The sequence below is a fragment of the Rhizobium sp. RU36D genome (assembly GCF_900176345.1).
Classification (GTDB): domain Bacteria; phylum Pseudomonadota; class Alphaproteobacteria; order Rhizobiales; family Rhizobiaceae; genus Allorhizobium.
Genome location: NZ_FWXU01000010.1, coordinates 108,262 through 133,729, shown reverse-complemented (window position 1 = coordinate 133,729; position 25,468 = coordinate 108,262). Strand labels below are relative to the sequence as shown.

Sequence of the window (25,468 nt, the reverse complement as noted above, 5' to 3'; positions counted from 1 at the left end):
TCAGGGGCCGATCAGGTCGTAGCTGACGAGCGCAAGCTGGGGCGTATCTCCAGAAAAGAAGATTTCGCGGACAATCATGGAATAGGCCTGGCCCTCTCGCAGGTCCGCCGTCATTAACTGCTGGATTCGGTCATGGACATAGACCATGGCGATACGCCCTCCCGGCATTTCCACCTGCATGGCCGGTCCAACCAGCCTTTCGGTGCCCTCTTCGACATAAGGTGCATTACCGCCCCGTTGGGGAGTGTGCGTGGTCACGCGCGCGGCGATGCGCAGCAGCTTCTGCCGCACGGCGTCATTCCGGGGGTCGTAGCTGCCGCCGCTCTGGTTGAGGGCCTGGGTATCGGCCGCATCCTTGGCCAGCAGTTCGTCGAAGGACTGGAAGCGAACCGCCCAGTCATACAATGCGGCCTCCTCCATCAGGCTTTCGACCGCCGTGAACACCAGGTCGGCCGAGGCGGCATTCTTGGCATTCACCTTGGCCAGCATCAGGTGGGTCTCAAGGCCACTCTGGATTTCGCTCGCCTGCTCGCCCATGGCGACATGCAGCCCGGTGCCAAGCGCATAGCCGCCGACATTCTCGTTCGGTGCCACCACGATGACAGCACCATTGCCGACATCCATCTTGCCGACCCTGAGTTGGCGCAGCATCTGGTAGGCATAATCTTCGACAGAGAGTCCATGGAGGCTCTCGGCAAAGATGGTGACGATCTCGACATTGTGCTCTGCCGCGAAGTCGAAGCTCAGCCTGGAAAGGTTTTCCTTGGCTGCCGGATCGAGAATGCCGATCTCGTCATAGACAAACCGGTCGAACTTCGCCGGCGTGGCCTCAGGGTCCGGAACCGGCAGGCGGTCGATCTGGCCTGCCCGGACGATCGGAGCCGGCTGATCCCCGCCATCGGCTGCCGGCGAGGGCGAAAGCGTCGGCAGCGCGGCGGTGTTCTGTTCGGCCGGCGGGGAGGGGCTGGCCGGGGCCGGCGTCGCTGGGCTTGCCTGTGTCGAGGGTTCGGTTCTCGCGGTCTCGACCGCCACGCCGTCGCAGTTCTGGCCGGCCTGCTCGCATGATTCGGTCCAACCCTGGGATATGGCCACGAGACGTTTGCCGCGACCGGGATGGGTCGGCCCGTCACCTTCCGGCACCAGTGTGGAAATGGCCTTCTGGGCATCCTGCAGTTGGGCGCCCATCTTCTGCAGCACGAAGCCCGAGAATTTGTCGGCCTCCAGTTCGATCGGCGGCTGGCTGCCGCCCGGCATCAGGGTGTGCCCGGACAGATGATGACCGATCTCATGTGCCATGATCGAGATGCTGGCCCAGTCGTTGTTTTCGGTCGCCTGCCTGACCCGATCCATGAAGCCGACATTATAGGCGATCACCCGCTGGGGCAGGCCTTCCGGCCCCCTGATGATCAGGGCCGCGGCATTCGGTACGGGGCCTTCGATCACCTTGAAATTCTGCGGCAGTCCGGTGAAGCGCATGATCGCCTTCACCACCGCGGCGCCATCCGAACTGCTGGCTCCACCGAGGGAACGCGCGGAGACCTTGATGGCCGAGCCGTCATAAGAGCAGGCCTGCAGCAGGTCGCTCAATTCCGCTGCCAACTGCTCCTCGCTTTCGGTCTCCAGCTTGGGTGGCGTGGAGACCTGGGCGAGTTCGATACCCTGCTCGTGGCGACGCAAATCGGTGGCAAGATCGGCGCAATATTCCAGCGTCTCAGCGTTTCGCTGTGGGAAAAGCGTCATGCGGCCGACATCACGCGGTCGATCAAGCGCATGGGAGGGCCCGACCGCCAAGGCCAGGGGAAGTGCCAGGCCGCTAATGGTTGCCAAAATTCCGACCCTGGCATTTGCTGCGTTTCGAGGTTTGCCGAACGGCATGGATGCATCCTCCTTCTTGAAAACGTCATGAAAGTTGCGACATCACGATGCGGATCACCGCTCGTGCGTAGAGGTAGACAAGACCCTTCTTGACGAGGGTGAAGATCACGGCCGCAGCAAGCGGCAGCCACCAGCGGCGCCTGAGGTCGATGCGGAAGAATTGCACGAAGGCCACGAACACGATCAGCCCTTCGATCCAGGTCATGTAGAAGGCCGAGCGGGCGCGATGGGCGATCACGGCTTCGGTCCCGCCCCAGATGATCAGCGGCGAGATGTTGATGACATTGGCCAGGATCACCGCGAAATGCGTATAGGTCGCCAGAACGAGATGCTCGACGATGTTGAAGGCTCTCCGGAAGGAGAACACGGCCAGGGAGGCCGTGAGGATGGCGAGGATGCCGAGAGAGAACGACCACTTGGAATAGTCCTGCACCATGGCCAGCGCCTTGCTGACCGTCTTGCTGGAGGACGTCAGGTAGCTGGTCTGGGCCAGCACCAGGAGCAACACCACCACCCCGGTCAGGAACAGCTTGAGCGGATGGATGTTCTTCTTGCGCGCGCCGAACACATATTCGCGGGCAACGACGCCGGGCCGTAGCGACACCTTCAGCGCCCCCTTGACGATCTCTCCCTCGAACCAGCGGATCTTGTCCCAGGCTTCCGCACCAAGATCGGGCAGGCCAAGGCGCGACGGTTTCTTCTGGCCGCAATGGGCGCAGTAGGGCGTGGTCAGTTCCTTGCCGCAGTTGCGGCAGCACGGCGCATTGAAATAGCGATCGTCGGGCTTCTCTTCGGCAGGCGTCGGCTCGCCATTCGCCCTTCGTCCGAACAATAATAGCATCAGACCCCGTCGCGCTCCGGTCATGGACCCGTTTTAACTGGCAGTCCTGCATCCTCAGCACGAACAGCCGTCGACAAACCGCCATGGCCTAACAGATCGCGCCATGACCGGTCTCGGCATTGGGCGAAGTCCTGACTGGGCATTTGGCGCAATGACAGCCGGGCAATGCTCCGCTTTCACGCCCGATGGCAGGTCATCATGTCTTGACCCTCAGGGCGCTCCATGGCACCAGACGGCCTCAATCGATGTCGATTACGCGGAAGCTGCCCATGATCACGACCAGCCTTGCACCCCATATGGACCCGAAGCGCTCGTTCCAGGCGCTGATCCTGACGCTGCATAACTACTGGGCCGACAAGGGTTGTGCCGTGTTGCAACCCTATGACATGGAGGTCGGCGCCGGCACCTTCCATCCGGCCACCACGCTGCGCGCGCTTGGACCAAAACCCTGGAAGGCCGCCTATGTCCAGCCCTCGCGCCGTCCCTCGGATGGTCGCTATGGCGAAAACCCCAACCGCTTGCAGCATTACTACCAGTATCAGGTCATCCTGAAGCCGAACCCGTCGAACCTGCAGGAACTCTACCTCGGCTCGCTGGCCGCCATCGGTCTCGATCCGCTTCTCCACGATATCCGCTTCGTCGAGGACGATTGGGAAAGCCCGACGCTCGGCGCCTGGGGTCTCGGCTGGGAGTGCTGGTGCGACGGCATGGAGGTGAGCCAGTTCACCTATTTCCAGCAGGTCTGCGGCATCGAATGCTCGCCGGTCGCCGGCGAACTCACCTATGGTCTCGAGCGCCTGGCCATGTATGTCCAGGGCGTCGACAATGTCTACGACCTGAACTTCAACGGTCGCGAAGGCGAGGAGAAGATCTCCTATGGCGAGGTTTTCCTGCAGGCCGAGCAGGAATATTCCCGCCACAACTTCGAATTCGCCAACACCGAGATGCTGCATCGCCATTTCATCGATGCGGAGAAAGAGTGCCAGGCATTGCTGGCCGCCGGCGCGCCTGGCGAAAACGACAATCAGCGCCTGCACAAATGCGTCTTCCCGGCTTACGACCAGTGCATCAAGGCAAGCCATGTGTTCAACCTGCTCGACGCGCGTGGCGTGATCTCGGTCACCGAGCGCCAGAGCTACATCCTGCGCGTCCGAACCCTGGCCAAGGCCTGCGGCGAAGCCTTCCTGATGACCGACGCCGGCGGCGTGAATTTCGGCAAGGCGGCGTGAACCGTTCCGGTCACTTTGCCCTGCCCGTCTGAATAGGTGACCTCAGGTTGAGTTTGCCCCTTGGCGGTTGTTTTCTCTTCTGGCATACAAAAGAGGGAGACACTTGGAGGGGCATTTCTTGAAGACGTTTAATAGCTTGAAACTATTGTCGATCCTGGCGGCTGGGCTTTTCCTGGCGCCTGCGGCTTTTGCCGAAACATCGGATTGGATGAACGGTTACGATTCGTTCCGCTTTGCTAATAATAAACTTGGCAAGGAAGGCGTGCTGATCACGCGCATAGAATGCAAGGATAGTGGCAAGGTCTCGCTGGACTATGACAGTGCGCTCGTACGGCTGACCTACGAAAAGAACCCCAAAAAAATCGGCTGGCTGTTTACCGGGTGGCCTAACCTGCCGGAAATCCAGCGCAAATACGAGCGGCAGGGCTATAAGCTCGTGCAGCACACGATGTTCCGCCGTGAGAAGACCGGCTTGAGGCTTTATTGCGTCCTTTTTCATAAGGACTGACGGTTCGCTGGCGGAAGTTGCCGTTGAGGGGACGGGGGCGCTGGCGCCCCGATCCGATCAATCGGTCCGGCGGCGATCGGCGCATAAACAATTCTGGTTATGCATGCCGGACACCTTTGCCTGGCTCACTTGGGCTGGCCTATAGTTTTCGAATGGGTTGAGGGGCTGATTTCATGATGTATTTTAAAGGTGTAAAACTATTTCTGGCGCTGGCGGTAGGGCTGTGCGCCAGCAACCCAGCCTTTGCCGGAACGTCGGATTGGATGATAGGAAGCGACGTTCATAGCTATACCCTGAAGATCGCCGCAGAAGGCATGATCGTCACCCGCATGGAATGCAAAGACAGCGGCAAGATGGATCTGGACATCAACAGCGCGTATGTCAGGCTTACCTATGCCCCGAACATCAAAAGGACGGGATGGCGGCTCGACGGCTGGGTCAATCTTCAGGAAAACCAGGAATTCTGGAAGTCCATGGGCTACAAGCTTGTGAGTCATACGGTGTTCGAGCGAAAGCGGACAGGCCTGCGGCTCTATTGCATGATCTATCACAAGAACTGACGGCTGCGCGGTATCGGCACTTGAACAACGTGACGATGTCTCGCGACAGTCAGCGCCTCGAAGCGGCGATGTCTCTGGTTTGGCCTATGGTGAACCTGCGTGCGGTCCTAGTTTCCATTGTCTGCTTCCTGCTTGCCGGCTGCAATGACACCACTGGATTGTCGATAACCGAATTCCGGGCCACCGTTGACGTCGCGGCGGATGGATCGGCGGTTGTTTCCGAAGAACTGACTTTGCTGGTCAAAGACGACACCAACTATGGCGGCGTCTTTTTTGACGTCCCGCTTGCCTTCGTCGATCAGGCGGGCTGGCGCCGCAAGCGTGGCTTTGAACTGCTGGAAGCGGTGCACCAAGGTGGTGACGGTTACTACACGAACAGGCGCAGCTGGGATGGCCGGACCATCTATGTCGGTCACGAGCATTGCAGGCGTTGTTCCACGGACTTGCCAAGGGGGAGCAACGTCTTTCGCCTTTCCTATAGGCTGGACAGGTTGCTCGAAGAACGGGATGGAAAGCAGGTTCTGAATCTGCCAGCCTATCTGAGTAGCATAATCGGCATCGACGGCCTCAAGACCATAACGTTTCGATTTCCCGCTGATGGGAAGATTTTGGCATCAGGACTACCCCTGATGCCAACCAAGGTTATCGAACGATCTCCGCGTCTCTTCACCATCTCCGTGGTACCAAATGCGCTGGTGAGCCAAATGGCGAGCCTCGAAGTGGAGTTTACTGCCAACACGTTCGATGTCTCACATTCGCTGTTCAGCTTGGTTGGATGGTGGCTCCAGGATCATCTGATTGTGGTGCTAAGTGGTGCAGGTGTTGCAATTGTTCTGCTCTATTCAGGCGTGATCTTTCATACTCTGTGGCGGGCGAGGGTGATCGATCCGGCAGAGTTCGATCCTGGGCTTGTGGACCACGTATCCCCCGGTTTGGCGGCATTTCTCGTGTTTGGCAATTCTCCTGCGGAGATGAGGCAGGCCTTCAAGGCGTCGATCTATTGGTTGGCGATAAGAGGCTATGGGCAGTTGATGGAGGCGCAGGACGGTCTCGAAGTCCTGCCAACGGGAAAGAGGGCGTCACGCGCTGCAAGATTTATGATGGCAGCGTCAGTTAGAATCGCGCTGCGTCCACTCGTTAGAAAGAACAAGACGAAGCAGCCTCTGCAGTTCGGAACCATAATGGTTCAAATGCTGGATCTCTTTAAATCTGAAATCGTGATGGAATACCAGCAGAATGGACGGCGTAGCGTAGTGCCTCTTCAACAGCTTTTGACGGTCGTTTTTATTCTGTTTTTTATATCGACATTTGCAGGATATTGGGGAGGTTATCTTTCTATATTGCTTTCTGGCTGGTTGTTTTGTCTGCTTTTATTGAGCGTGCTCATGATGCCTTTTCAGCCGATAGCGGCTGGCTTCCAAGTTAGCGATTGGAAATCCGCTCTATGCCTGGGCATTGGGTATCCTGTGGGCATGGCAGTTTTTGGCATTTATATTGTGGAACACATACCGGTTTTCGGTCTGAAAATTCCGTGGTTGTTATCCTATTTGACTGTTTTGGCCGCAGGTGCATGGCTGTTAATCTTGGGGAGGCCGTCGGCAAAGCAGAAAAATATCAGGAGACAAGTCCTGCTTTGCCGCGATGTGTTGCAGAAAAAGCCAGAGCTGCTTGCGCGAGAAATGTCTGCCGATACCTATGAGCGGTTTCTCCCGATGGCCATTGCATTGGGCGTCGACCGGCAATGGACGGACCATTGGCACGCGTGCCTTGCCGTTTCTGGTGGGGCCCCGTACGAACCAGCGTGGCAAGGGGCAAGCCTGAAATATCCGCAGATGCCAAATTGACGCCTTTGCTACTCCCCATATTGGTCGTGACGCGGCAAAGAAGTCGCCTTCGGATTATTACCGGGACTGTGCTCACCCCAGGATGACATTCCCGCGCTGAGCGCATAATGTCGCGCTGTTCCAATCCCTTGCCCGGAGCGTGCTGATGTATATTGCGCTTGCCATTCTCGCCGTCCTCGCGGTCTATGCCATTGTCGTCTACAACGGTCTCGTGAAATCGCGGCAGATGACCGAGGAGGCCTGGTCCGGCATCGACGTGCAGTTGAAGCGTCGCGCCGACCTGGTTCCGAACCTGATCGAGACCGTCAAGGGCTATGCGTCCCACGAGAAGGAGACGCTGGAAAACGTCATCAACCTGCGCAACCGCGCCCAGGGCGTGCCGGCGGGCGATATCCAGGGCCGTGCGGAGGCCGAAGGCCTGCTCGGCCAGGCGCTCGGTCGCGTGATGGCGCTGGCCGAGGCCTATCCCGACCTGAAGGCCAATCAGGGCTTCCTCGACCTGCAGAAATCGCTGGAAACCATTGAAGGCGAGATCCAGATGTCACGCCGATACTATAATGGTGCGGCCCGTGACCTGAATGTGAAGGTCGACAGCTTTCCCTCCAACCTGGTGGCCCGCAACTTCGGCTTCTCAAAGGCCGGCTATTTCGAGATCGCCAATGATGCCGACCGCGCCGTCCCCACGGTGAAATTCTAAGGCCCGGTGCTGGCAAGGCGCCCATGCCCGAGGCGCACCGCCTGATATCCAGAGATTTGAGTGCATGACCAAGAAACTGACCATTCTGCCGCCCGCCCATCCGCTTGTCGGCAAGGTAAGCCCACCCGGCTCCAAGTCGATCACCAACCGCGTGCTGTTGCTTGCAGCCCTGTCGCAAGGCACCAGCCGCCTGACCGGCGCGCTCAAAAGCGATGACACCCGCTACATGGCGGAAGCCTTGCGCGCCATGGGCGTGGTGGTGGAAGAGCCTGACGCAACCACCTTCGTGGTCACCGGCACCGGCAAGCTCTGGCCGCCGGAGGCGCCGCTTTTCCTCGGCAATGCCGGCACGGCGACCCGCTTCCTGACCGCGGCCGTGGCCAGCATCAACGGCACTGTCGTTGTGGATGGCGACGAGCATATGCGCAAGCGGCCGATCGGCCCGCTGGTGGCGGCGTTGAAATCGCTCGGCATCGATGCCGAGGCGCCATCGGGTTGCCCGCCGGTCACGATCCATGGCAAGGGTCATTTCGGCAGCGGCCGGGTCGAGATCGATGCCGGCCTTTCGAGCCAGTATGTCTCGGCGCTCCTGATGGCGGCGCCGCTGGCGAAAACCGGCCTCGACATCGCCCTAACCGGAACGGAGATCGGTGCCCGCGGCTATGTCGACCTGACGCTGGATGCCATGCGCGCCTTTGGCGCCAGGGTCGAGCAGCTCGATCCCGCTACGTGGCGCGTCGAGCCGACCGGCTACACCGCTGCCGATTTCCATATCGAACCGGATGCTTCGGCCGCCACCTATCTCTGGGGCGCCGAAGTGTTGACGGGCGGCACGATCGATATCGGCACGCCGGCCAAGGCCTTCACCCAGCCCGATGCCAAGGCCTATGATGTCATCGCGGCCTTTCCCGACATGCCCGAGGTGATCGACGGCAGCCAGATGCAGGATGCGATCCCGACCATCGCGGTGCTGGCGGCTTTCAACAACAGGCCGGTGCGCTTCGTCGGCATCGCCAATCTCCGGGTGAAGGAGTGCGACCGCATCCGGGCGCTGTCGACCGGCTTGAACAATATCCGAGAAGGCCTGGCGGAAGAGCAGGGCGATGATCTGATCGTCCATGCCGACCCCGCTCTTGCCTGCCAGAGCCTGTCCGCCGAAATCGACACGTTTGCAGATCACCGCATCGCCATGAGCTTTGCGCTTGCCGGGTTGAAGATCGCGGACATCACCATTCTCGACCCGGATTGCGTCGGCAAGACCTACCCGGCCTATTGGGATGCACTCGGCTCGCTCGGCGTCAATTTCACCCAGGGATAGTCAGGATGAAATCTCTCCTCGGTCTTTTCACGGCTGTCTTCCTCGCTTTTGTCGTGGCCGGCAGTGCCGGGGCCGAGGAGGTCATCAGCGCCTATCACGCCGATATCGAGGTCAAGCCGGATGCCTCGCTGCTGGTGACGGAAACCATCACCGTCAATGCCGAGGGCAATGACATCAAGCGCGGCATCTTCCGGGATTTTCCGCTTTATGCCGAGGATGCTGACGGCCGGCGCGTCAAGGTCGATTTCGAACTGCTTTCGGTGGAGCGTGATGGCGCCTCGGAGCCATATCACACCGAGAGCATTTCCGGCGGCGTGCGCATCTATGCCGGTTCGGCCGAGGTGATGTTGTCCTCCGGCCTGCACACCTACCGCCTGACCTATGCGACCTCGCGGCAGATCCGCTATTTCGATGATCACGACGAACTGTACTGGAACGTCACGGGCAATGGCTGGCTGTTCCCGATCAACAAGGTCAGCGCGAGGGTGATGCTGCCCGAAGGCGTTTCCGCGACCCGCACGGCGGCCTTCACCGGTGCCTTTGGTGACACGGGGTCGGACGCTGTTATCTCGTCGCGCCAGGGCGACGCGTATGTCGAAACCACGCGGCGCCTAGGCCCGGGTGAGGGGCTGACCATCGTGGTCGGCCTGCCCAAGGGCGCGGTCGCCGCTCCCTCCAGCGACCAGACGCGGTGGTGGTGGCTGCGTGACCATGCCGGCGTTCTGATCGGCGTGGGCGGGCTGGTCCTGGTCTTCCTGTTCTATTTTGCCGCCTGGCGCAATGTCGGGCGCGATCCCGCGTCCGGCATCATCGTGCCGCGCTGGGATCCGCCTGATGGTATCTCGCCCGCTTTGGTCAATTATATCGACAACAAGGGCTTTTCCGGTCAGGGCTGGACGGCCCTTTCGGCCTCGGCGCTCGATCTCGCGGTCAAGGGCTATATCGTTCTGGATGACTTCAAGCAGTCCATCGTGCTGCGGCGAACCGACAAGGCGCTGGCGGAGAAACTGCCCTCGGGCCAAGCCAATCTGCTGGCCGCCATCGGCGGGTCGGGAGACAGCCTCACCATCGACAAGGCTAACGGCACCCGGGTGCAGCGCGTCGGCCAGGCCTTTCGCGAGGCGATCGAGAAGGAGCATCGCGGCAAATATTACCGCGGCAATGCCGGCTATATCGTCGGCGGCGTGGCGCTCAGCATCGTCGTTCTGCTCGCGCTGTTTGCCTTCGGCAATTACGGCGAGGATATCTTTCCGATTTTCGGCGTCATGGCCTTCGTTTCGGTGTTTCTCGGCAGCTTCGCGGTCAAGGTCGGCCGCGGATTGCAGCGCGGGTCGTCACTGATCATGCGCATTCTGGCGATCGTCGCACTCGCCTTCATGGCCTTCATCGCCATTGCCGTGCTGGGTGGCATCCTCATCGTCGTCTTTACCGAGATGCAGCCGGAAGACCTGCCGATCGCCGCGGCCCTGGGCGGCATCGTCTTGATCAACGCGCTGTTCTATTTCCTGATGGACGCGCCGACCCCGCTCGGCCGCAAGCTGATGGATGGCATCGAAGGGCTGCGCATCTATATGACGCTGGCCGAAAAGGACCGCATGAACATGCGCGAGGCGCCCACCATGTCGCCGCAGCATTTCGAAAAGCTCTTGCCCTATGCCGTGGCCCTTGGCGTGGAAAAGCCCTGGACCCGCACCTTCGAAACCTGGCTCGCCACGGCCGCCGCCGGTGCCGCCGCAGCAGCCTACCAGCCGTCCTGGTATCACGGCGATAGTTCCGGCGGATTCGGCGATCGCATCGGCGGCTTCTCCTCCTCCATGGCCTCAACCATCGCCTCCACCATTCCACCGCCGCCGAAGAGTTCCTCATCAGGCTTCTCCTCCGGCGGCGGATTTTCCGGCGGTGGCGGCGGTGGCGGCGGCGGAGGCGGCTGGTAGAGGAGAGCGGGTCGTTATTGAATTCTGTATCGTGAGATGATACATTCCTTAGCGATATGAGGTTGGAATGATCCGCTCATATGTCGATGCCCGAACCGAACTCGTTGCCCAGGGTAAGACGCCGAAGGGCTTTCCCGCTGATCTGGTCAGGAGGGCGGTTGTGAAACTGGCGATGATTGACAGCGCCATAACCCTGGTTGACTTGACGCGACCGCCGGGAAACCGGCTCGAAGCCCTGAAGGGTGATCGCGAGGGGCAGCATTCGATCCGGATCAATGACCAATGGCGAATATGTTTCGTTTGGAGCGCTGGTGGTGCCGAACGGGTCGAAATCGTCGATTACCACCACTGAAGAGCAAAGGAAGAATAGGACATGGTTGTTGCGTTGCCGCCTGTTCATCCAGGCGAAGTGCTCAGAGATGAGTTTCTTGGTCCCCTGGACCTCAGTGCAGGTACGCTCGCCAGAAAGCTGAATGTTCCGCGCACGCGTATCGAGCGGCTTGTGGCAGAACAGACCGCAATGACCCCGGACACGGCGCTCAGACTCGCCCGTTTTTTCGATATGTCGCCCCAGTTCTGGATGAATCTCCAGACCAGTTACGACCTGAAAATCGGCGCGGCCGCGAAGGCGAAAGAACTGGAGGCAATTTCGGTGATGCCCCGCACATAGCCTCCCGTCGATTGACACTACCTTTTCGTTCACAGCATGGATGACTTTTTGTCCCGGGCTTGCTAAGTCCGCCCGAACCTAACGCAACCAGCGAAAAGTCAGTTCTCCATGCCCGATCTTCTGCTCGAACTTCGCTCTGAGGAAATTCCTGCCACGCCGCGCGCCCGCAGCGCCGCAGGCGCGAGGACGTGCAAAACAGCAGTGAGCATGCGGGCTGCGGAGAATGACAATGCCTGATCTTCTGCTTGAACTTCGCTCCGAGGAAATTCCCGCACGCATGCAGCGCAAGGCTGCCGGCGATCTCAAGAAGATGGTCACCGATGCGCTGGTCGAGGCTGGCCTCACCTATGAGGGCGCGCGGGAATATTGGACGCCGCGCCGGCTGACGCTCGATATCCGGGGGCTCACCGCGCGCTCGGCCGATACCCGCGAGGAAAAGAAGGGGCCGGCCGTATCGGCGCCGCAACAGGCGATCGACGGCTTCCTGCGCGGTGCAGGCCTCACCTCGATCGAGCAGGCGACGGTCAAGACCGATCCGAAGAAGGGCGATTTCTATGTCGCCTATATCGAAAAGCCAGGTCGTGCCGCCGAGGAAATCATCCGGGATGTGATGCCGGGCATCATCAGGTCCTTCCCCTGGCCGAAATCGATGCGCTCGGGAGCGGCCTCCATGCCGAAAGGCGCTAGCTATGGCGGGATCGAGGGCCGGGGCTCGGAGAGCCTGCGCTGGGTACGCCCGCTGCAATCCATCGTCTGCACCTTCGGGTCGGAACATGACGAGACGGTGGTCATCCCCTTCGAGATCGACGGCATCACGGCCGGCAATGTCACCTACGGCCATCGCTTCCATGCGCCCGAAGCCATCACCGTGCGTCGCTTCGATGATTACGTGATGAGCCTTGAAAAGGCGCGCGTCATCCTCGATGCCGAACGCCGCAAGCAGATCATCGCCCAGGATGCCGCCAATCTTGCATTCGCCAACGGGCTGGAACTTGTCGAAGACGAGGGCCTGCTGGAAGAGGTCTCCGGCCTCGTCGAGTATCCCAACGTGCTGCTAGGCACCTTCGAGGAAGAGTATCTGGCAATCCCGGCCGAGATCATCAGGCTGACCATCAAGACCAACCAGAAATGCTTCGTCACCCGGCCAGCCGGTGCCACTGACGGTCTCTCCAACCATTTCATCCTGATCTCGAACATCGAGGCCAAGGATGGCGGCAAGGAGATCATGCATGGCAATGGTAAGGTGGTGCGCGCCCGCCTGTCAGATGCCAAGCATTTCTGGACCCGCGACCAGGGCAACCTGCCGGATCTGGAAACGCTGGAGGCCTCCGCCCAGAAATTCGGCCTCGACCTGAAGAAGCCGCTCGACCAGCGCATGGCAAAGCTCGATGCGCTCAATGTCACCTTCCACGCCAAGCTCGGCAGCCAGGGCGAACGCGTCGCCCGCATCCGCGCGCTGGCGAAAGAACTGGCGCCTGTCATCGGCGCCGATGCCGCTCTGGTCGACCGTGCCGTGGTCCTGGCCAAGGCCGACCTGCGTACCGAAGCCGTCGGTGAGTTCCCCGAACTGCAGGGCCTGATGGGCCGCCGCTACGCGCTTCTGCAGGGCGAAGACGCGTCCGTCGCCGCCGCTATCGAGGACCACTGGAAGCCGAACGGCCCCTCCGACCGCCTGCCGCAGGACAAGGTCGGCCTGACGGTGGCGCTCGCCGACAAGCTCGACACGCTCGTCGGCTTCTGGGCCATCGACGAGAAGCCGACCGGTTCGAAGGATCCCTATGCGCTAAGGCGTGCGGCGCTGGGTGTGGTGCGGATGATTCTGGAGAAGGGCATTCGGATTGGACTGTCATCGGTGGCCAGGGATCCCGACCTCCTCTCCTTCTTCCACGACCGCCTGAAGGTCTATCTGCGCGATCAGGGCGCCCGTCACGACATCATTGATGCCGTGCTGACGCCCGAGGCCGATGACCTGCTGATGGTCGCCCGCCGCGCCGAAGCGCTGACCGCCTTCATCACGGACGAGGATGGCAAGAACCTGCTCGCCGGCACGAAGCGCGCCACCCAATTGCTCGCCGCCGAGGAGAAGAAGGGTACCGTCGTCGCCGATGGCGTTTCGCCGGAACTGCTGACGCTGGATGCGGAAAAGGCGCTCTATGCCGCCGTCACCGAGGCGACGAAGGCTGCGGCCGATGCCGTTGCCGGCGAAGACTTCCGCTCGGCCATGCAGGCGCTGTCGAAGCTGCGCGGTCCGGTGGACAAGTTCTTCGAGGACGTTCTGGTCAATGATGAGGACGCTGCCATCCGCGCCAACCGCCTGGCTCTGCTCAAGGCCATTCGCGAGGCGACGGCAACGGTTGCGGACTTCTCCAAGATTACGGGGTAAGCTTGGCAATACGGCACCCCAGCCAGTGCGGGGTGCCGCCATGCATTTGGCGGTTCCCGGGCCTTGTGATATCGTGCCGATCGTGATTGACCGGAGCCATCGCCCATGAACAAGCCGCTCCAGATTACCCTGGGTGAGCCTTTCAACAGCATTATCGATGCCGAGATCGAAAGCGGTCGCTTCGCCTCGGCCCAAGAGGTCGTTGAGGCAAGCCTTCGCCTTTTGGAAGAAGAGCGGGCGAAATATGAGCCCCTTCGCCAGGCGCTGCTGGAAGGGGAAGAGAGCGGCGAGCCTCGCCACATCGATCGAGAAGAGTTCAAGGCCCTCATGCGCGAGCGATATGGGCGATGAAATTCTATCGGCTCAGTCCGCTGGCGGAAGCCGATATTGAACAGATCTGGCGATACACCTTTGAGAATTGGTCCTCAGCTCAAGCCGACAGATACATTGACGATTTGTTTGACGCGTTTGAACTGCTCGCCGACAATCCGTCAATGGCGCAACGTGGGCATGGTGTCACGGCCGGCTACAGGCGTTACCGGGTCGGACATCACTTGATTTTCTATAAGCCGGCCGCTGGCAAAGGCGTCGAAATCATCCGCATCCTGCACGAAAAAAGTGACATGCTCCGCCATCTCAGGTTCGATTGATGCCCGCCAAAATCCTCATCAGTGCCTGTCTGCTTGGCCGCCCCGTCCGCTATGACGGCAAGGGCAAGCCGTTGCACCATCCCGCGATCGACAAATGGATGGCGGAGGATCGATTGATTGCCTTCTGTCCCGAGCAAGCCGGCGGCTTGCCGACGCCGCGTCCGCCGGCAGAGGTGGAACTGGGCCTGACGGGCGAGGATGTGCTGGCCGGCCGTGCGCGCGTGCTGGAGATCACGGGCGGCGATGTCACCGCCGAATTCATCGCCGGCGCCGAGCGGGCTGTTGCCTTCGCCCGGGGCCATGACTGCGGCTTCGCCCTGCTGATTGATGGCAGCCCGTCCTGCGGTTCCGGCTTCATCTATGACGGCAGCTTTTCCTCAAGACGCCATCCCGGCGCTGGAGTGACCGCGGCCCTGATGCGAGCCGCTGGAATCCGGGTCTATTCGGACCGGGAGGTCGAGGCGCTGGCCGCAGTCGTCGCAGCCGCCCAATAGAGATCCGCCCAAAAATCAAACGCCGGGCTCTGCACCCGGCGTTTGAAATATTCCGTTGGTGAAGGGTGAAGCCTTACCCGGCCATGCGCATCTTCTGCGCCATGCCAGCCAAGCCTCCGGCTTGTCCATCCGAGACCTTGAAGCCGCGGATGAGGTCGAGCAGGTCGCCGGTGTCGTTGGCCAGCACTTCCGCGGATGCCGTGGTTTCCTCGGCCATGGCGGCATTCTGCTGGGTCGCGGTGTCCAACTGGTTCATGGACGACGAGATCGACCGCAGGGTGGTGTCCTGCTCCTGGGCGCTATGGGCGATCTTGGAGACCACGTCATTGGCCTTTTCGATCTGGTCGGAGATGCGCTTCAGCGCTTCCCCGGTCTGGCCGACGAGTTGGACACCCTGATCGACCTGCGCGGAGGACCGGGCGATCTGCTCCTTGATCTCCTTGGCGGCGGCGGCCGAACGCTGGGCCAGCTCGCGCACTTCCTGGGCGACGACGGCAAAGCCCTTGCCGCTTTCGCCCGCGCGGGCCGCCTCGACGCCGGCATTCAGCGCCAGAAGGTTCGTCTGGAAGGCGATCTCGTCGATGACTCCGATGATCTTGGAGATTTCCGCGGAGGACTGTTCGATGCCGCTCATGGCCGAGATGGCGCGCTCAACGATCACATCGCTTTCGCGTGCTTCGACGCTGACCGACTTGACCTGGCCGGCCGCCTGCTTGGCGCCATCGGCCGTCTGGCGAACCGCAACGGTCAACTGATCCAGTGCGGCGGAGGTCTCCTCCAGGCTGGCGGCCTGGCGCTCCGTGCGCTGCGCCAGATCGCCTGACGCGCGGCGGATTTCTTCCTTGCTGACGGCAATGTCATTGCCCTTGAGGCTGACCCGGGTCATGGCCTGTTCGAGCCTGGACAGAGCCTCGTTGAAGTTGTCACGTAGGCCCGCATATTTGGAGCCGAGATCGGCGCAGCGAACTGTCAGGTCGCCATGCGCCAGCTTTTCCAGCGCCATGCCGATGGTAGAGACGACATTGGCCTGTTGCCGGGCTTCTGCTAGCTGCGCCTCGGCATTCTGGCTCCGCTCGTTGTCCAGTTCGCGCTGCTGCTCTTCCTGGCGGGCGGACAGCGCGTGGCGTTCGCGCACCTTGTTCTGCAGGCTCTTGGTTGCCTTGGCCATCAGGCCGATTTCGTTCTTCATGTCGACATGCGGAATGTCCATCTCGACATTTTCGTCAGCGACGGCTTCAAGCGACTGGTGGATGGCCTGCAGCGGCTTGGTGATGTTGCGCACCACGACATAGGCTGCCAGCAGTGCAAGCACGAAGATGCCAACCGACCAGCTCACCGTCTTGATGATGCTGCTGCGAACCTCGGCCTTCAGGTCATCGGTGTAGAGGCCTGTCGCCACGACGATCTTCCAGGGTTCAAAGGCCTTGCCATAGGAGGCTTTCGGATAGGACCGGTCTTCCGGATCCTTGCCGGGCTTCGGGCCAAGGAACTCCACGAAGCCACCGCCGGCCTGTCCGAGACGGACAAGATCGTCGCGATAGGCGTAGCCATTGGAGTCCGGCTTGCCCTTGTTACTCTTGCCCACATCCTTTGACGTCGGGTGAAAGACCAGGACGACGTCGTAGTCATAGCCGTAGAAATAGCCATCCGGCTCGAAGCGCAGCTTGTTGAGCATGTCGTAGGCCCGCGTCTTGGCCTCATCGACTGAGAATTCGCCGGCGACGGCGCGATCGTTGAAGTCCTTCATGACCGATATCGCCGTTTCCACCTGCGTTCGTAGCAGTTCGTAGCGTTGCTGGTAGATGGTGGCAGTGGAAGAGCGGACTTCAAAGAAGGTGGCCACGGCGAATGCCGCCATCAATCCACCGATCAGCATGGCAAGCTGGATTGATACTTTAAGGTTTTTCATGGCGGGACTAGCTTTCGTCTGTCGAACGGTCGAACGCCCAGGGGAAGATCAGGCTCATGGACCGGCGCATCATGTGCCGATTGTTGAGTGTGATATTCAGTGAGAAATATTTAGATAGATTTAAGCGATCTCAAATATTGCGGCGCTCCAATTCGCGAGACTTCAACGTGGGTACTACACAGGGTTGTTGTCTGTGTCCTACCAGTAGACGCAAAAACGCCGCCCGAATTACTCCGGGCGGCGTTTCAATACCGAGTTTCGTCTTTAGCCGGCCATGCGCATTTTCTGCGCCATTCCGGCCAGGGGATTGGAGGCCGAGCCCGAGACGCGGAACCCACGGATGAGGTTGAGCAGGTCCTCGGTGTCTGCGGCAAGCGCTTCCGCCGATGCGGTGGTTTCCTCCGCCATGGCGGCATTGTGCTGGGTGGCCGAGTCCAGCTGGTTCATCGAAGACGAGATCGAGCGCAGCGTGGTGTCCTGCTCGGTTGCCGAATGGGCGATCTTGGTGACAATGTCGTTGGCAGCCTTGATCTGGTCGGAGATACGCTTCAGCGCTTCGCCGGCCTGACCGACCAATTGCACGCCATTCTGAACCTGACCCGAGGACCGGGAGATCTGTTCCTTGATCTCCTTTGCCGCGGCGGCGGAGCGCTGGGCCAGTTCGCGCACTTCCTGGGCGACAACGGCAAAACCCTTGCCGCTTTCGCCCGCACGGGCGGCCTCGACGCCGGCATTCAGCGCCAGGAGGTTCGTCTGGAAGGCGATCTCGTCGATCACCCCGATGATCTTGGTGATTTCCGCCGAGGACTGCTCGATGCCGCTCATCGCCGAGATCGCCTGGGCGACGACGGCGTCGGAGCGGGAGGCTTCGGTCGAGACGGTCATGACACGCTTTGCCGCCTCCTGCGCGCCGTCTGCCGTCTGGCGGACTGCGACGGTGAGCTCGTCAAGGGCTGCGGAGGTTTCCTCGAGATTGGCGGCCTGGCGTTCGGTGCGCTGCGATAGCTCGTTGGAGGCGCGACGGATCTCTTCCTTGGAGCCGGAGATGTCGATGCCCTTGGCATTGACCTTGGACATGGCAGCTTCCAGATGCGACAGCGCCTCATTGAAGTTGTCGCGCAAGCCCTGGTACTTGGGACCGAGATCGCCACAGCGAACGGTGAGGTCGCCGCGGGCAAGTTCTGCAAGCGAGGCACCGATGGTGGTGACGACGCGGGCCTGCTGCTCGGCTTCCTGCCGCTGCAGATTTAGGTTCTGCTGCCGTTCGGAATTGATGGTGGCTTCCTGCTGCGCCTGGCGCTCGGTCAGCGCATGGCGCTCGCGCACCTTCTCCTGCAGTGCTTCCGTGGCCTTAGCCATCAGACCGACCTCATTGCCCATGTCGGTGTGCGGAATGGCGATCGAGACATTCTCATCCGCCACCGCCTCCAGCGACTGATGGATTGCCGCCAGCGGACGGGTGATGCCGCGGATGACGACGAATGCGGCTGCGAGGCCAAGCACGAAGACCGCAGCACCCAGGGCAACGGCGTCCCAGATCATTGCATTGATCTTGACCTGCAGGTCGTCGATGTAAACGCCGGTTCCAACGATCATCTTCCAGGGCTCGTAGGCCAGGCTGTAGACGGCCTTTTCATACACTTCGCCGCTTGTATCGCCGGGCTTTTCCCAGAAATAGCGCGTGATCCCGCCGCCCTTCTGGCCCTTTTCAATCATCTCCTCGCGGAACATGTTGCCGCGCTTGTCGGGCTGGCCCTTTGCGTTCACGCCGACCTGCTTCGAATTCGGGTGGAAGACGGTGGTCGCCTCATAGCTGATGCCGAAGAGGTAGCCGTTGGGCTCAAACTTAACATTGGAAAGGATGGCAAATGCCTGCTGACGGGCAGCCTCGGGTGTCAGTTCTCCGGTTGCTACCTTGGCGTCGATGGCCTTGATCGTAGACATGCCCGCTTCGACCTGAGTGCGAAGCATATCATAGCGTTCCGCATAAATGGAATCGGCGGCAGACCTGATCTGGAAATATGTGACTGCAACAAATGCAAGCATAAGTGCGCCTATCAGCATAAACAACTGCTGGGAAATTTTTAGGTTCTTCATGAGTCCTCGCCATAGGGCTAGATAATGCACCGAGCATCTCGTGATCTTGAGACTTCGGGCCGTATAACGCGCCAAAGCAAATCCGATGCCTGTCAATATCTGGAGGTGAGTCCAGTAAAAATTGAATTAAATTCGGCCTACTGCAATAAAATATGTAAAAACTAACATATATTTTAGTTTGGCCGCATGTTCATAATTGATGAATTTCAATTCTATGCGAATAGATAAATCATTTGGCATTATTAATTGGCGCAGTAATGTTGCGTGATTGCCCCAAAAGGCAGCGCCCCGGGGTTTAGCCGGAGCGCTTCTTCCGCTCTTCGCGGATCGCCCGGCAGCCCGGATCGTATGGCTGCTTGGGGCAGGGAAGTGTGTGGGGCAGAGCCCGCAAGGGATCAGTTCAGGCGTAGTTGGAAGCCGGAAACATCAAGCGGCGGCGGATCGATAATCGAGCCGGCCGATGCCGCGATCACGGGTTTGGCGTCGGATGTGTCGACTGCGCTCGTCTGGGCGTTCAAGTCGATGCCGTCGCCGCCCTCGGGGCGCTTGGCGCCGGCAAGCGCGGTGCCCTTGTCGTCCAGCCAGATCGGCGCCGAGCTCACATAGTTGACAGGCGAGCCGCCCATCCAGGCCTCGGTGCGCACCACCTTCTTCTTGCCGTCGATTTCGCGGATTTCGACCTGCTGCGTGCCGGCCGGCAGGCTCGGCACGCGGTAGCCGCTAGTCTCTTCTTTGCTCTTCGGCGGGGGGCAGGTGTCGCAGGTGACCTTCACGATGCTGTTGCCTGTATCAGGCGCAGGAACGATCGTCTCGATGGAGCCGGCCATCGCCGGTCCGCTGACGAGCAGCGCTACTGAGGTCAAGATCAAGGCACGCATCCGCTGGACTCCCTACCGATTGGGGAGACACTAGCGGAGGTTTATTGCCATCCGGTCAGGGCACTCGGTAAAATTTGAATGAATCGGCGGATTTACCCCGGTAACCAAGGATTTTTAAGTCATTCGCCGCGGGCAAGCGCCCGCCAGCCAATATCCCGGCGGCAGAAGCCGTTATCCCAGGAAATGCCGTCCACCAGCTTATAGGCCGCAGTCTGCGCCGCGGCGATATCCTCTCCCATCGCGGTGGCATTCAGCACCCGCCCGCCCGTCGCCACGAGCTGACCGTCCTTCACCGCCGTCCCGGCATGAAACACCTTGGCCCCTGTGGTCTCGGGCGGGAGCGTGCCGATCGCGGTATTCTTGGCGTAATTCCCGGGATAACCCTTGGAGGCGAGCACCACGGTCAGCGCCGGATCGTCATGCCATTCCGCCGTGACCTCATGCAGCCGGCCCGTTGCCGCGGCATGCAAGAGTGGCAGAAGATCGCTTTTCAGGCGCATCATCAGCACCTGGCATTCCGGATCGCCGAAGCGCACATTGTACTCGATCAGCTCCGGCCCCTTGGCGGTGATCATCAGGCCGGCGAAGAACACGCCGGAAAACGGCATGCCCATCTCCGCCATGCCGCGCATGGTGGGCTCGATGATCTCTTTCATGGTCCGTTCGACAAGCTCTGCCGTCATCACAGGAGCGGGCGAATAGGCGCCCATGCCGCCGGTATTCGGCCCGGTATCGCCATCGCCCACGCGCTTGTGGTCCTGCGCGGTCGCGAGCGGCAAAAGGGTCTTGCCATCGCTGAGGCAGAAGAAGCTCGCCTCCTCGCCGTCGAGATAGGCTTCGACCACCACTTCCGCACCGGCCGCGCCAAAGGCGCCTTCAAAACAGTCATCGATCGCCGCAAGCGCTTCCTCGACCGTCATGGCGACGGTCACGCCCTTGCCGGCGGCAAGCCCATCCGCCTTGATCACGATCGGCGCGCCTTGGGCGCGGATATAGGCCTTGGCCTTCGGCGCATTGTTGAAGCGTTGATAGGCGCCGGTCGGAATATTGAAGCGGGCGCAGACATCCTTGGTGAAGCCCTTGGAACCCTCAAGCTGGGCTGCCGCCGCCGATGGCCCGAAGGTATCGATACCCGCTGCCCTCAGGCTGTCCGCCAACCCCGCTACCAGCGGCGCTTCCGGCCCGACCACGACGAAATCTATGTCGTTCTCCTTGCAGAAGGAAACGACCGCATCGTGGCTGTCGATATCAAGAGCGACCAGTTCCGCATGATCGGCGATGCCGGGATTGCCGGGCGCGGCGTAAAGCTTGGATAGCAAGGGTGATTGCGCAATCTTCCAGGCCAGCGCATGTTCCCGTCCGCCCGATCCGATCAACAGAACCTTCATCGCTTGCCCTCCTGGCGCCTGTGTTTGTCTGGCGGTTAAGGGCGGGGGGGCAAAAGGTCAAGCGCCAAAGGAGCTTTGGGGCGTTCGGATTGACCTTGCGACTGCCGATACGTACTATTTCCTACAAAGGCCTGATGTGATGTAGATCGAGGCACTTGTTCGCGGGCAGGATGGTGACTCCGGCCTGTCATTCCCCGATTTGCCAAGCTGTGTTTCTGCAATTGGCTCGCTCTATGGCCTCCTCGCCGATGGCGAAAGACTGCTGCAGTTCCGTTCGCTCGATTCCTTGGACAAGGATGAGATACTGGCGGAGGATTTTGACGAGGCGGAGCTGGTGGCCGCCATCCGGCAATGGACCGAATTCGCTGAATGCCACCCGGTTATCCATGTGATGACAGTGTGGAATATCAACGCGGCGTCGCGAGGTTCGAGGGTGAGGCGTATGTGGTGTAGATTGGTATTGGTGCTTGGGTTGATTGCCACCTTGGCCGGAACCGCGCAAATTGCCGTTGCTAGCGATCTGGCAAAGGTAACTGACCAGATACCGCCGCTTAAAGGCGGCATGGCGAATTTTCTACACGCTTGCAATCTCCCTTCAAGCGCAAACAGATCGATAGATTGCAATCAACAGGGATTAACAATATTTCTGTATGAAGAACTAACTTGGAATGCAATTTCCGAGAACTCGGAAATGAAACATATGGCGCGGGCCATATTTCGTGAGATTTCGAAGAAGGTCGATAATATAGATCCTGATAATTTTGACGAGCTTGTATTGTGCCAGCGCTTGAAGACGCGATCTGGACTTTGTTCTGTGGCTTTCTTTTCGGATCAGGAGGGACGATATCCGTCGGGTGCCTCAGTCGTCGTAAGTCCCAGAGAGGATGGAAGCATTTTTGATATAGCTGTATTTGTCGACGTTAAGAGGCACTGAAATGACTGAAATCGAGGCGACTGGTCGGCTGATGAGGGCAGCGGGGGCGCGGTTCGTGGATGGGGCTTATGAATTATGAAAGTCGTACTTTTATTGATGTACTTGTTCTTTGTGATTCGTTTTATGGTGGCCGAGTTCAGGGAAATCCGCTTTTATTACCAAAATAAATGGAATTTTTCAATAAAAAACGAGAATACAACAGAGTATTACGCCGGAGACTCAGATAAGGAGGAACACAAAATATCTAACAGGGGGAGAGTTTTGATTTATAGACCAATAGAAATATTGGGATATATTTTAATTTTTGGAGCGTTGATATCTTTCTGGGATGTCGTATAGGTGGAAATAAATTATTGGCGGGTTCTGTTGACGTAAATTACGGAGATCTGTCATGAGAGGTCTGTCAGAGTAGTCGGAGGAGCCTGACCGGAACTGGTCATGCTTTTGCCTGTGGATAGGCCCGGACGCTCGGTGAAGGTCACCATAACCATGGAAGAGCATTTGCTTCAGCGGCTTAATACTGCTGCCGAGCGCCAGGGCTATACCCGGTCGGGCTTCATTGCGGATGCGGTCCGGCGGAAACTGGCGGGCTGAGCCTCTTGCTTTGCCGCAATCCACCGCTATGGTCCGCGCCCACGAAGACGGAGACAGGATTCCCATGGCCGACGACAGCAAGACAATCGCCGCGATCATCGCTTCCGAGATCAATGCCCGCCCCGACCAGGTGGCATCTGCCGTCGCCCTGCTGGATGAAGGCGCCACCGTGCCCTTCATCGCCCGCTACCGCAAGGAAGTCACCGGCGGTCTTGACGATACCCAACTGCGCAATCTTGCCGAACGGCTGATCTATCTTCGCGAACTCGGTGCCCGTCGCAAGGCAATCTTCGAGTCCATCACGTCACAGGGCAAGATGACCGACGAACTGGCGATCAAGATCGCCCGCGTCACCACCAAGGCCGAACTGGAAGACATCTATCTTCCCTTCAAGCCGAAGCGCCGCACCCGCGCGGAGATCGCCCGCGAAAAGGGACTGCAGCCGTTGGCCGATGCCATCTGGGCCGATCGCGCCGCCGATCCGGCAAAGCTGGCCAGCGCCTATATCACCGAGGAGGTGCCCGACGTAAAGTCGGCGCTGGAAGGCGCGCGTGACATCGTTGCGGAAGCCATTTCGGAAAACGCCGATCTCATCGGTCGCCTGCGCAATGACATGAAGGACCGCGCTATCCTCTATTCGAAGGTGGTCGAGGGCAAGGAAACCGCCGGCGAGAAATTCTCCGACTATTTCAACCATTCCGAACGCTGGGCCACCGTTCCCGGCCACCGGGCGCTGGCCATGCTGCGCGGCTGGAACGAGGAATTCCTGACGCTGTCGATCGAAATGGATCGCGACGATCCGGCCCCGGTGAAGCCGGCGCAGCGCACCATCGCTTCGGCCTACCAGATCGCTGGCAAGGGTCTTGCAGACCAGTGGCTGATGGAGGTTGCCGGCTGGACCTGGCGCGTCAAGCTTTCCATGTCGCTGTCGCTCGACCTCATGCGCGACCTGCGCGAGCGCGCCGAGGAGGAAGCGATCCACGTCTTCGCCCGCAACCTCAAGGACCTGCTGCTGGCGGCACCGGCCGGCTCGCGCCCGACCATGGGGCTTGATCCCGGCATCCGCACCGGCGTCAAGGTCGCCGTCGTCGATGGTACGGGCAAGCTGCTGGAGACCACGACAGTCTATCCCTTCCCGCCTAAGAACGACATCCGCGGCACCCAGGCCGAACTTGCCGCGCTGATCCGCAAGCACAAGGTCGAACTAATCGCCATCGGCAATGGTACCGGCAGCCGCGAGACGGAGCGCCTGGTGGCGGACATGCTGTCGCAGTTTCCCGCGACCGGCCCCAAGCCCACCAAGGTCATCGTTTCCGAAGCCGGCGCCTCGGTCTATTCGGCTTCAGAACTCGCCGCCAAGGAATTCCCGGGGCTCGACGTCTCCCTGCGCGGCGCCGTCTCCATCGCCCGCCGTCTCCAGGATCCCCTGGCGGAACTCGTCAAGATCGAGCCGAAGTCGATCGGCGTGGGTCAATACCAGCACGATGTCGACCAGGGCCGGCTTGCCCGCTCGCTGGATGCCGTCGTGGAAGACGCGGTGAACGCGGTCGGCGTCGATCTCAACATGGCGTCCGTGCCGCTGCTGGCACGGGTCTCCGGTCTCGGTGGCTCGATTGCGGAATCGATCGTCACCCATCGCGACCAGACTGGCCCGTTCCAGAGCCGCAAGGATCTGTTGAAAGTGCCGCGTCTTGGCGCCCGCACCTTCGAGCAATGCGCCGGCTTCCTGCGCATTCCCAATGGCAAGGAGCCGCTGGACGCTTCTTCGGTCCACCCGGAAGCCTATGGCGTCGCCAAGAAGATCGTCGCTGCCTGCGGCCGCGATCTCCGCTCGCTGATGGGTGACAGCGCCGCACTCAAGGCGCTCGACCCGAAGAAATTCATCGACGAGCAATTCGGCCTGCCCACGGTGAAGGACATCATCGCCGAACTGGAAAAGCCGGGCCGTGACCCGCGCCCGAGCTTCAAGACCGCCACCTTTGCCGAAGGTGTCGAGGAGATTTCCGATCTCAAGGTCGGCATGATGCTGGAAGGCACGGTCACCAACGTCGCCGCCTTCGGCGCCTTCGTCGATATCGGCGTGCACCAGGATGGGCTGGTCCACGTGTCCCAACTGGCCGACCGCTTCGTCAAGGACCCGCACGAGGTGGTCAAGGCAGGCGACGTGGTGAAGGTCCGCGTGGTCGAGGTCGATGCCAAGCGCAAGCGCATTGCACTCACCATGCGCAAGGACGGCGGCGAGGCCCCACCGCCATCAAGCCGCGACAACCGCGGACCGGGCGCTATGCGTCACGCCAACCCGAAATCATCGAAGCCCGAAGCCCCCGCCATGGGTGGCCTGGGTGCAGCCCTTGCCGAGGCCATGCGTAAGAAGTAGTGGGGCTTATAGGTCTGGGCAGCGTGCTACGTTCACGACAGTTAGGCGAGCGCTAATCCCCCCCTCTGGCCTGCCGGCCATCTCCCCCTCAAGGGGGGAGATCTGATTGTGGCACCGCCGCAGCCACCCATTTGTCGTTCCGTCATCGGAAACGTCATGGGTTGATACCGGCTTGGGTTCTTGAGGCCGGGGCGGCGCGGCTTGGTCGATCTCCCCCCTTGAGGGGGAGATGCCCGGCAGGGCGGAGGGGGGTACCGCACACTCAAACGCAACATCGTGGCGCGCCAC

Annotated in this window: 22 protein-coding genes; 16 read left to right on the top strand and 6 right to left on the bottom strand. The window is 60.4% G+C overall.

Annotation, left to right across the window (positions count from 1 at the left end; translation table 11 throughout):
- On the bottom strand, nucleotides 1–1,827 hold the full coding sequence (locus B9A97_RS14630; RefSeq protein ID WP_143530473.1) for a TPM domain-containing protein: 1,827 nt from the start codon (nucleotides 1,825–1,827) through the stop codon (nucleotides 1–3).
- A 73-nt stretch (nucleotides 1,828–1,900) separates the two neighbouring features.
- Nucleotides 1,901–2,716: a DUF3667 domain-containing protein gene (locus B9A97_RS14625; RefSeq protein ID WP_179145292.1), complete on the bottom strand. Its 816-nt coding sequence runs from the start codon at nucleotides 2,714–2,716 to the stop codon at nucleotides 1,901–1,903.
- Nucleotides 2,717–3,012: 296 nt separating this feature from the next.
- On the opposite strand from B9A97_RS14625, the gene B9A97_RS14620 reads away from it, so the two are divergent.
- From B9A97_RS14620 to B9A97_RS14560, 13 genes are all read left to right on the top strand, one after another.
- Nucleotides 3,013–3,945 carry a glycine--tRNA ligase subunit alpha gene (locus B9A97_RS14620; RefSeq protein ID WP_084366138.1) on the top strand — a complete coding sequence of 311 codons (933 nt, stop codon included), beginning with the start codon at nucleotides 3,013–3,015 and terminating at the stop codon, nucleotides 3,943–3,945.
- A gap of 118 nt (nucleotides 3,946–4,063) precedes the next feature.
- Complete coding sequence (locus B9A97_RS14615; RefSeq protein WP_143530469.1) at nucleotides 4,064–4,453, top strand: hypothetical protein; 390 nt, start codon at nucleotides 4,064–4,066, stop codon at nucleotides 4,451–4,453.
- Between the two features lie 173 nt (nucleotides 4,454–4,626).
- Complete coding sequence (locus B9A97_RS29800; RefSeq protein ID WP_179145291.1) at nucleotides 4,627–5,013, top strand: hypothetical protein; 387 nt, start codon at nucleotides 4,627–4,629, stop codon at nucleotides 5,011–5,013.
- Between the two features lie 29 nt (nucleotides 5,014–5,042).
- The gene (locus B9A97_RS14605) at nucleotides 5,043–6,857 is read left to right on the top strand and encodes a DUF2207 domain-containing protein (RefSeq protein WP_244564234.1); all 1,815 of its coding nucleotides are present in this window, start codon (nucleotides 5,043–5,045) and stop codon (nucleotides 6,855–6,857) included.
- 145 nt (nucleotides 6,858–7,002) lie between these two features.
- The gene (locus B9A97_RS14600) at nucleotides 7,003–7,554 is read left to right on the top strand and encodes a LemA family protein (RefSeq protein WP_084366081.1); all 552 of its coding nucleotides are present in this window, start codon (nucleotides 7,003–7,005) and stop codon (nucleotides 7,552–7,554) included.
- A 64-nt stretch (nucleotides 7,555–7,618) separates the two neighbouring features.
- Entirely contained in the window at nucleotides 7,619–8,872 is a 1,254-nt protein-coding gene (locus B9A97_RS14595) for a 3-phosphoshikimate 1-carboxyvinyltransferase (RefSeq protein ID WP_084366080.1), read from the top strand.
- A 5-nt stretch (nucleotides 8,873–8,877) separates the two neighbouring features.
- On the top strand, nucleotides 8,878–10,806 hold the full coding sequence (locus B9A97_RS14590) for a DUF2207 domain-containing protein (RefSeq protein WP_084366079.1): 1,929 nt from the start codon (nucleotides 8,878–8,880) through the stop codon (nucleotides 10,804–10,806).
- A 67-nt stretch (nucleotides 10,807–10,873) separates the two neighbouring features.
- Nucleotides 10,874–11,158 carry a type II toxin-antitoxin system RelE/ParE family toxin gene (locus tag B9A97_RS14585; protein ID WP_084366078.1) on the top strand — a complete coding sequence of 95 codons (285 nt, stop codon included), beginning with the start codon at nucleotides 10,874–10,876 and terminating at the stop codon, nucleotides 11,156–11,158.
- Nucleotides 11,159–11,179: 21 nt separating this feature from the next.
- The gene (locus tag B9A97_RS14580) at nucleotides 11,180–11,476 is read left to right on the top strand and encodes a HigA family addiction module antitoxin (RefSeq protein WP_084366077.1); all 297 of its coding nucleotides are present in this window, start codon (nucleotides 11,180–11,182) and stop codon (nucleotides 11,474–11,476) included.
- 229 nt (nucleotides 11,477–11,705) lie between these two features.
- The gene (gene glyS, locus B9A97_RS14575) at nucleotides 11,706–13,859 is read left to right on the top strand and encodes a glycine--tRNA ligase subunit beta (protein ID WP_084366076.1); all 2,154 of its coding nucleotides are present in this window, start codon (nucleotides 11,706–11,708) and stop codon (nucleotides 13,857–13,859) included.
- 105 nt (nucleotides 13,860–13,964) lie between these two features.
- The gene (locus B9A97_RS14570) at nucleotides 13,965–14,210 is read left to right on the top strand and encodes a type II toxin-antitoxin system ParD family antitoxin (protein ID WP_084366075.1); all 246 of its coding nucleotides are present in this window, start codon (nucleotides 13,965–13,967) and stop codon (nucleotides 14,208–14,210) included.
- Nucleotides 14,207–14,509 carry a type II toxin-antitoxin system RelE/ParE family toxin gene (locus B9A97_RS14565; protein ID WP_084366074.1) on the top strand — a complete coding sequence of 101 codons (303 nt, stop codon included), beginning with the start codon at nucleotides 14,207–14,209 and terminating at the stop codon, nucleotides 14,507–14,509. Before B9A97_RS14570 ends, B9A97_RS14565 begins: the two co-directional genes overlap by 4 nt.
- Nucleotides 14,509–15,003, top strand: a complete 495-nt coding sequence (locus B9A97_RS14560) for a 2-thiouracil desulfurase family protein (RefSeq protein WP_084366073.1) — start codon at nucleotides 14,509–14,511, stop codon at nucleotides 15,001–15,003. The genes B9A97_RS14565 and B9A97_RS14560 overlap by 1 nt, the downstream gene beginning before the upstream one ends.
- Before the next feature lie 73 nt (nucleotides 15,004–15,076).
- Here B9A97_RS14560 and B9A97_RS14555 read toward each other — a convergent pair whose 3' ends face one another.
- The 4 genes from B9A97_RS14555 to purD all read right to left on the bottom strand — a co-directional run bounded on the left by B9A97_RS14555 (nucleotide 15,077) and on the right by purD (nucleotide 21,275).
- Nucleotides 15,077–16,912 carry a methyl-accepting chemotaxis protein gene (locus B9A97_RS14555; protein ID WP_084366072.1) on the bottom strand — a complete coding sequence of 612 codons (1,836 nt, stop codon included), beginning with the start codon at nucleotides 16,910–16,912 and terminating at the stop codon, nucleotides 15,077–15,079.
- A gap of 264 nt (nucleotides 16,913–17,176) precedes the next feature.
- On the bottom strand, nucleotides 17,177–19,009 hold the full coding sequence (locus B9A97_RS14550; RefSeq protein ID WP_084366071.1) for a methyl-accepting chemotaxis protein: 1,833 nt from the start codon (nucleotides 19,007–19,009) through the stop codon (nucleotides 17,177–17,179).
- Nucleotides 19,010–19,404: 395 nt separating this feature from the next.
- Nucleotides 19,405–19,887, bottom strand: coding sequence for a plant virulence effector HPE1-like domain-containing protein (locus tag B9A97_RS14545; protein ID WP_084366070.1), 483 nt, complete (start codon nucleotides 19,885–19,887; stop codon nucleotides 19,405–19,407).
- Between the two features lie 119 nt (nucleotides 19,888–20,006).
- Nucleotides 20,007–21,275 carry a phosphoribosylamine--glycine ligase gene (purD, locus tag B9A97_RS14540; protein ID WP_084366069.1) on the bottom strand — a complete coding sequence of 423 codons (1,269 nt, stop codon included), beginning with the start codon at nucleotides 21,273–21,275 and terminating at the stop codon, nucleotides 20,007–20,009.
- A 199-nt stretch (nucleotides 21,276–21,474) separates the two neighbouring features.
- Between purD and B9A97_RS14535 the strand changes: the two genes are divergently transcribed.
- From B9A97_RS14535 to B9A97_RS14525, 3 genes are all read left to right on the top strand, one after another.
- Nucleotides 21,475–22,209 carry a hypothetical protein gene (locus B9A97_RS14535; protein ID WP_084366068.1) on the top strand — a complete coding sequence of 245 codons (735 nt, stop codon included), beginning with the start codon at nucleotides 21,475–21,477 and terminating at the stop codon, nucleotides 22,207–22,209.
- A 438-nt stretch (nucleotides 22,210–22,647) separates the two neighbouring features.
- Complete coding sequence (locus tag B9A97_RS29400) at nucleotides 22,648–22,803, top strand: type II toxin-antitoxin system HicB family antitoxin (RefSeq protein WP_143530466.1); 156 nt, start codon at nucleotides 22,648–22,650, stop codon at nucleotides 22,801–22,803.
- A 64-nt stretch (nucleotides 22,804–22,867) separates the two neighbouring features.
- Nucleotides 22,868–25,180, top strand: coding sequence for a Tex family protein (locus tag B9A97_RS14525; protein ID WP_084366066.1), 2,313 nt, complete (start codon nucleotides 22,868–22,870; stop codon nucleotides 25,178–25,180).
- Nucleotides 25,181–25,468: the final 288 nt, after the last annotated feature.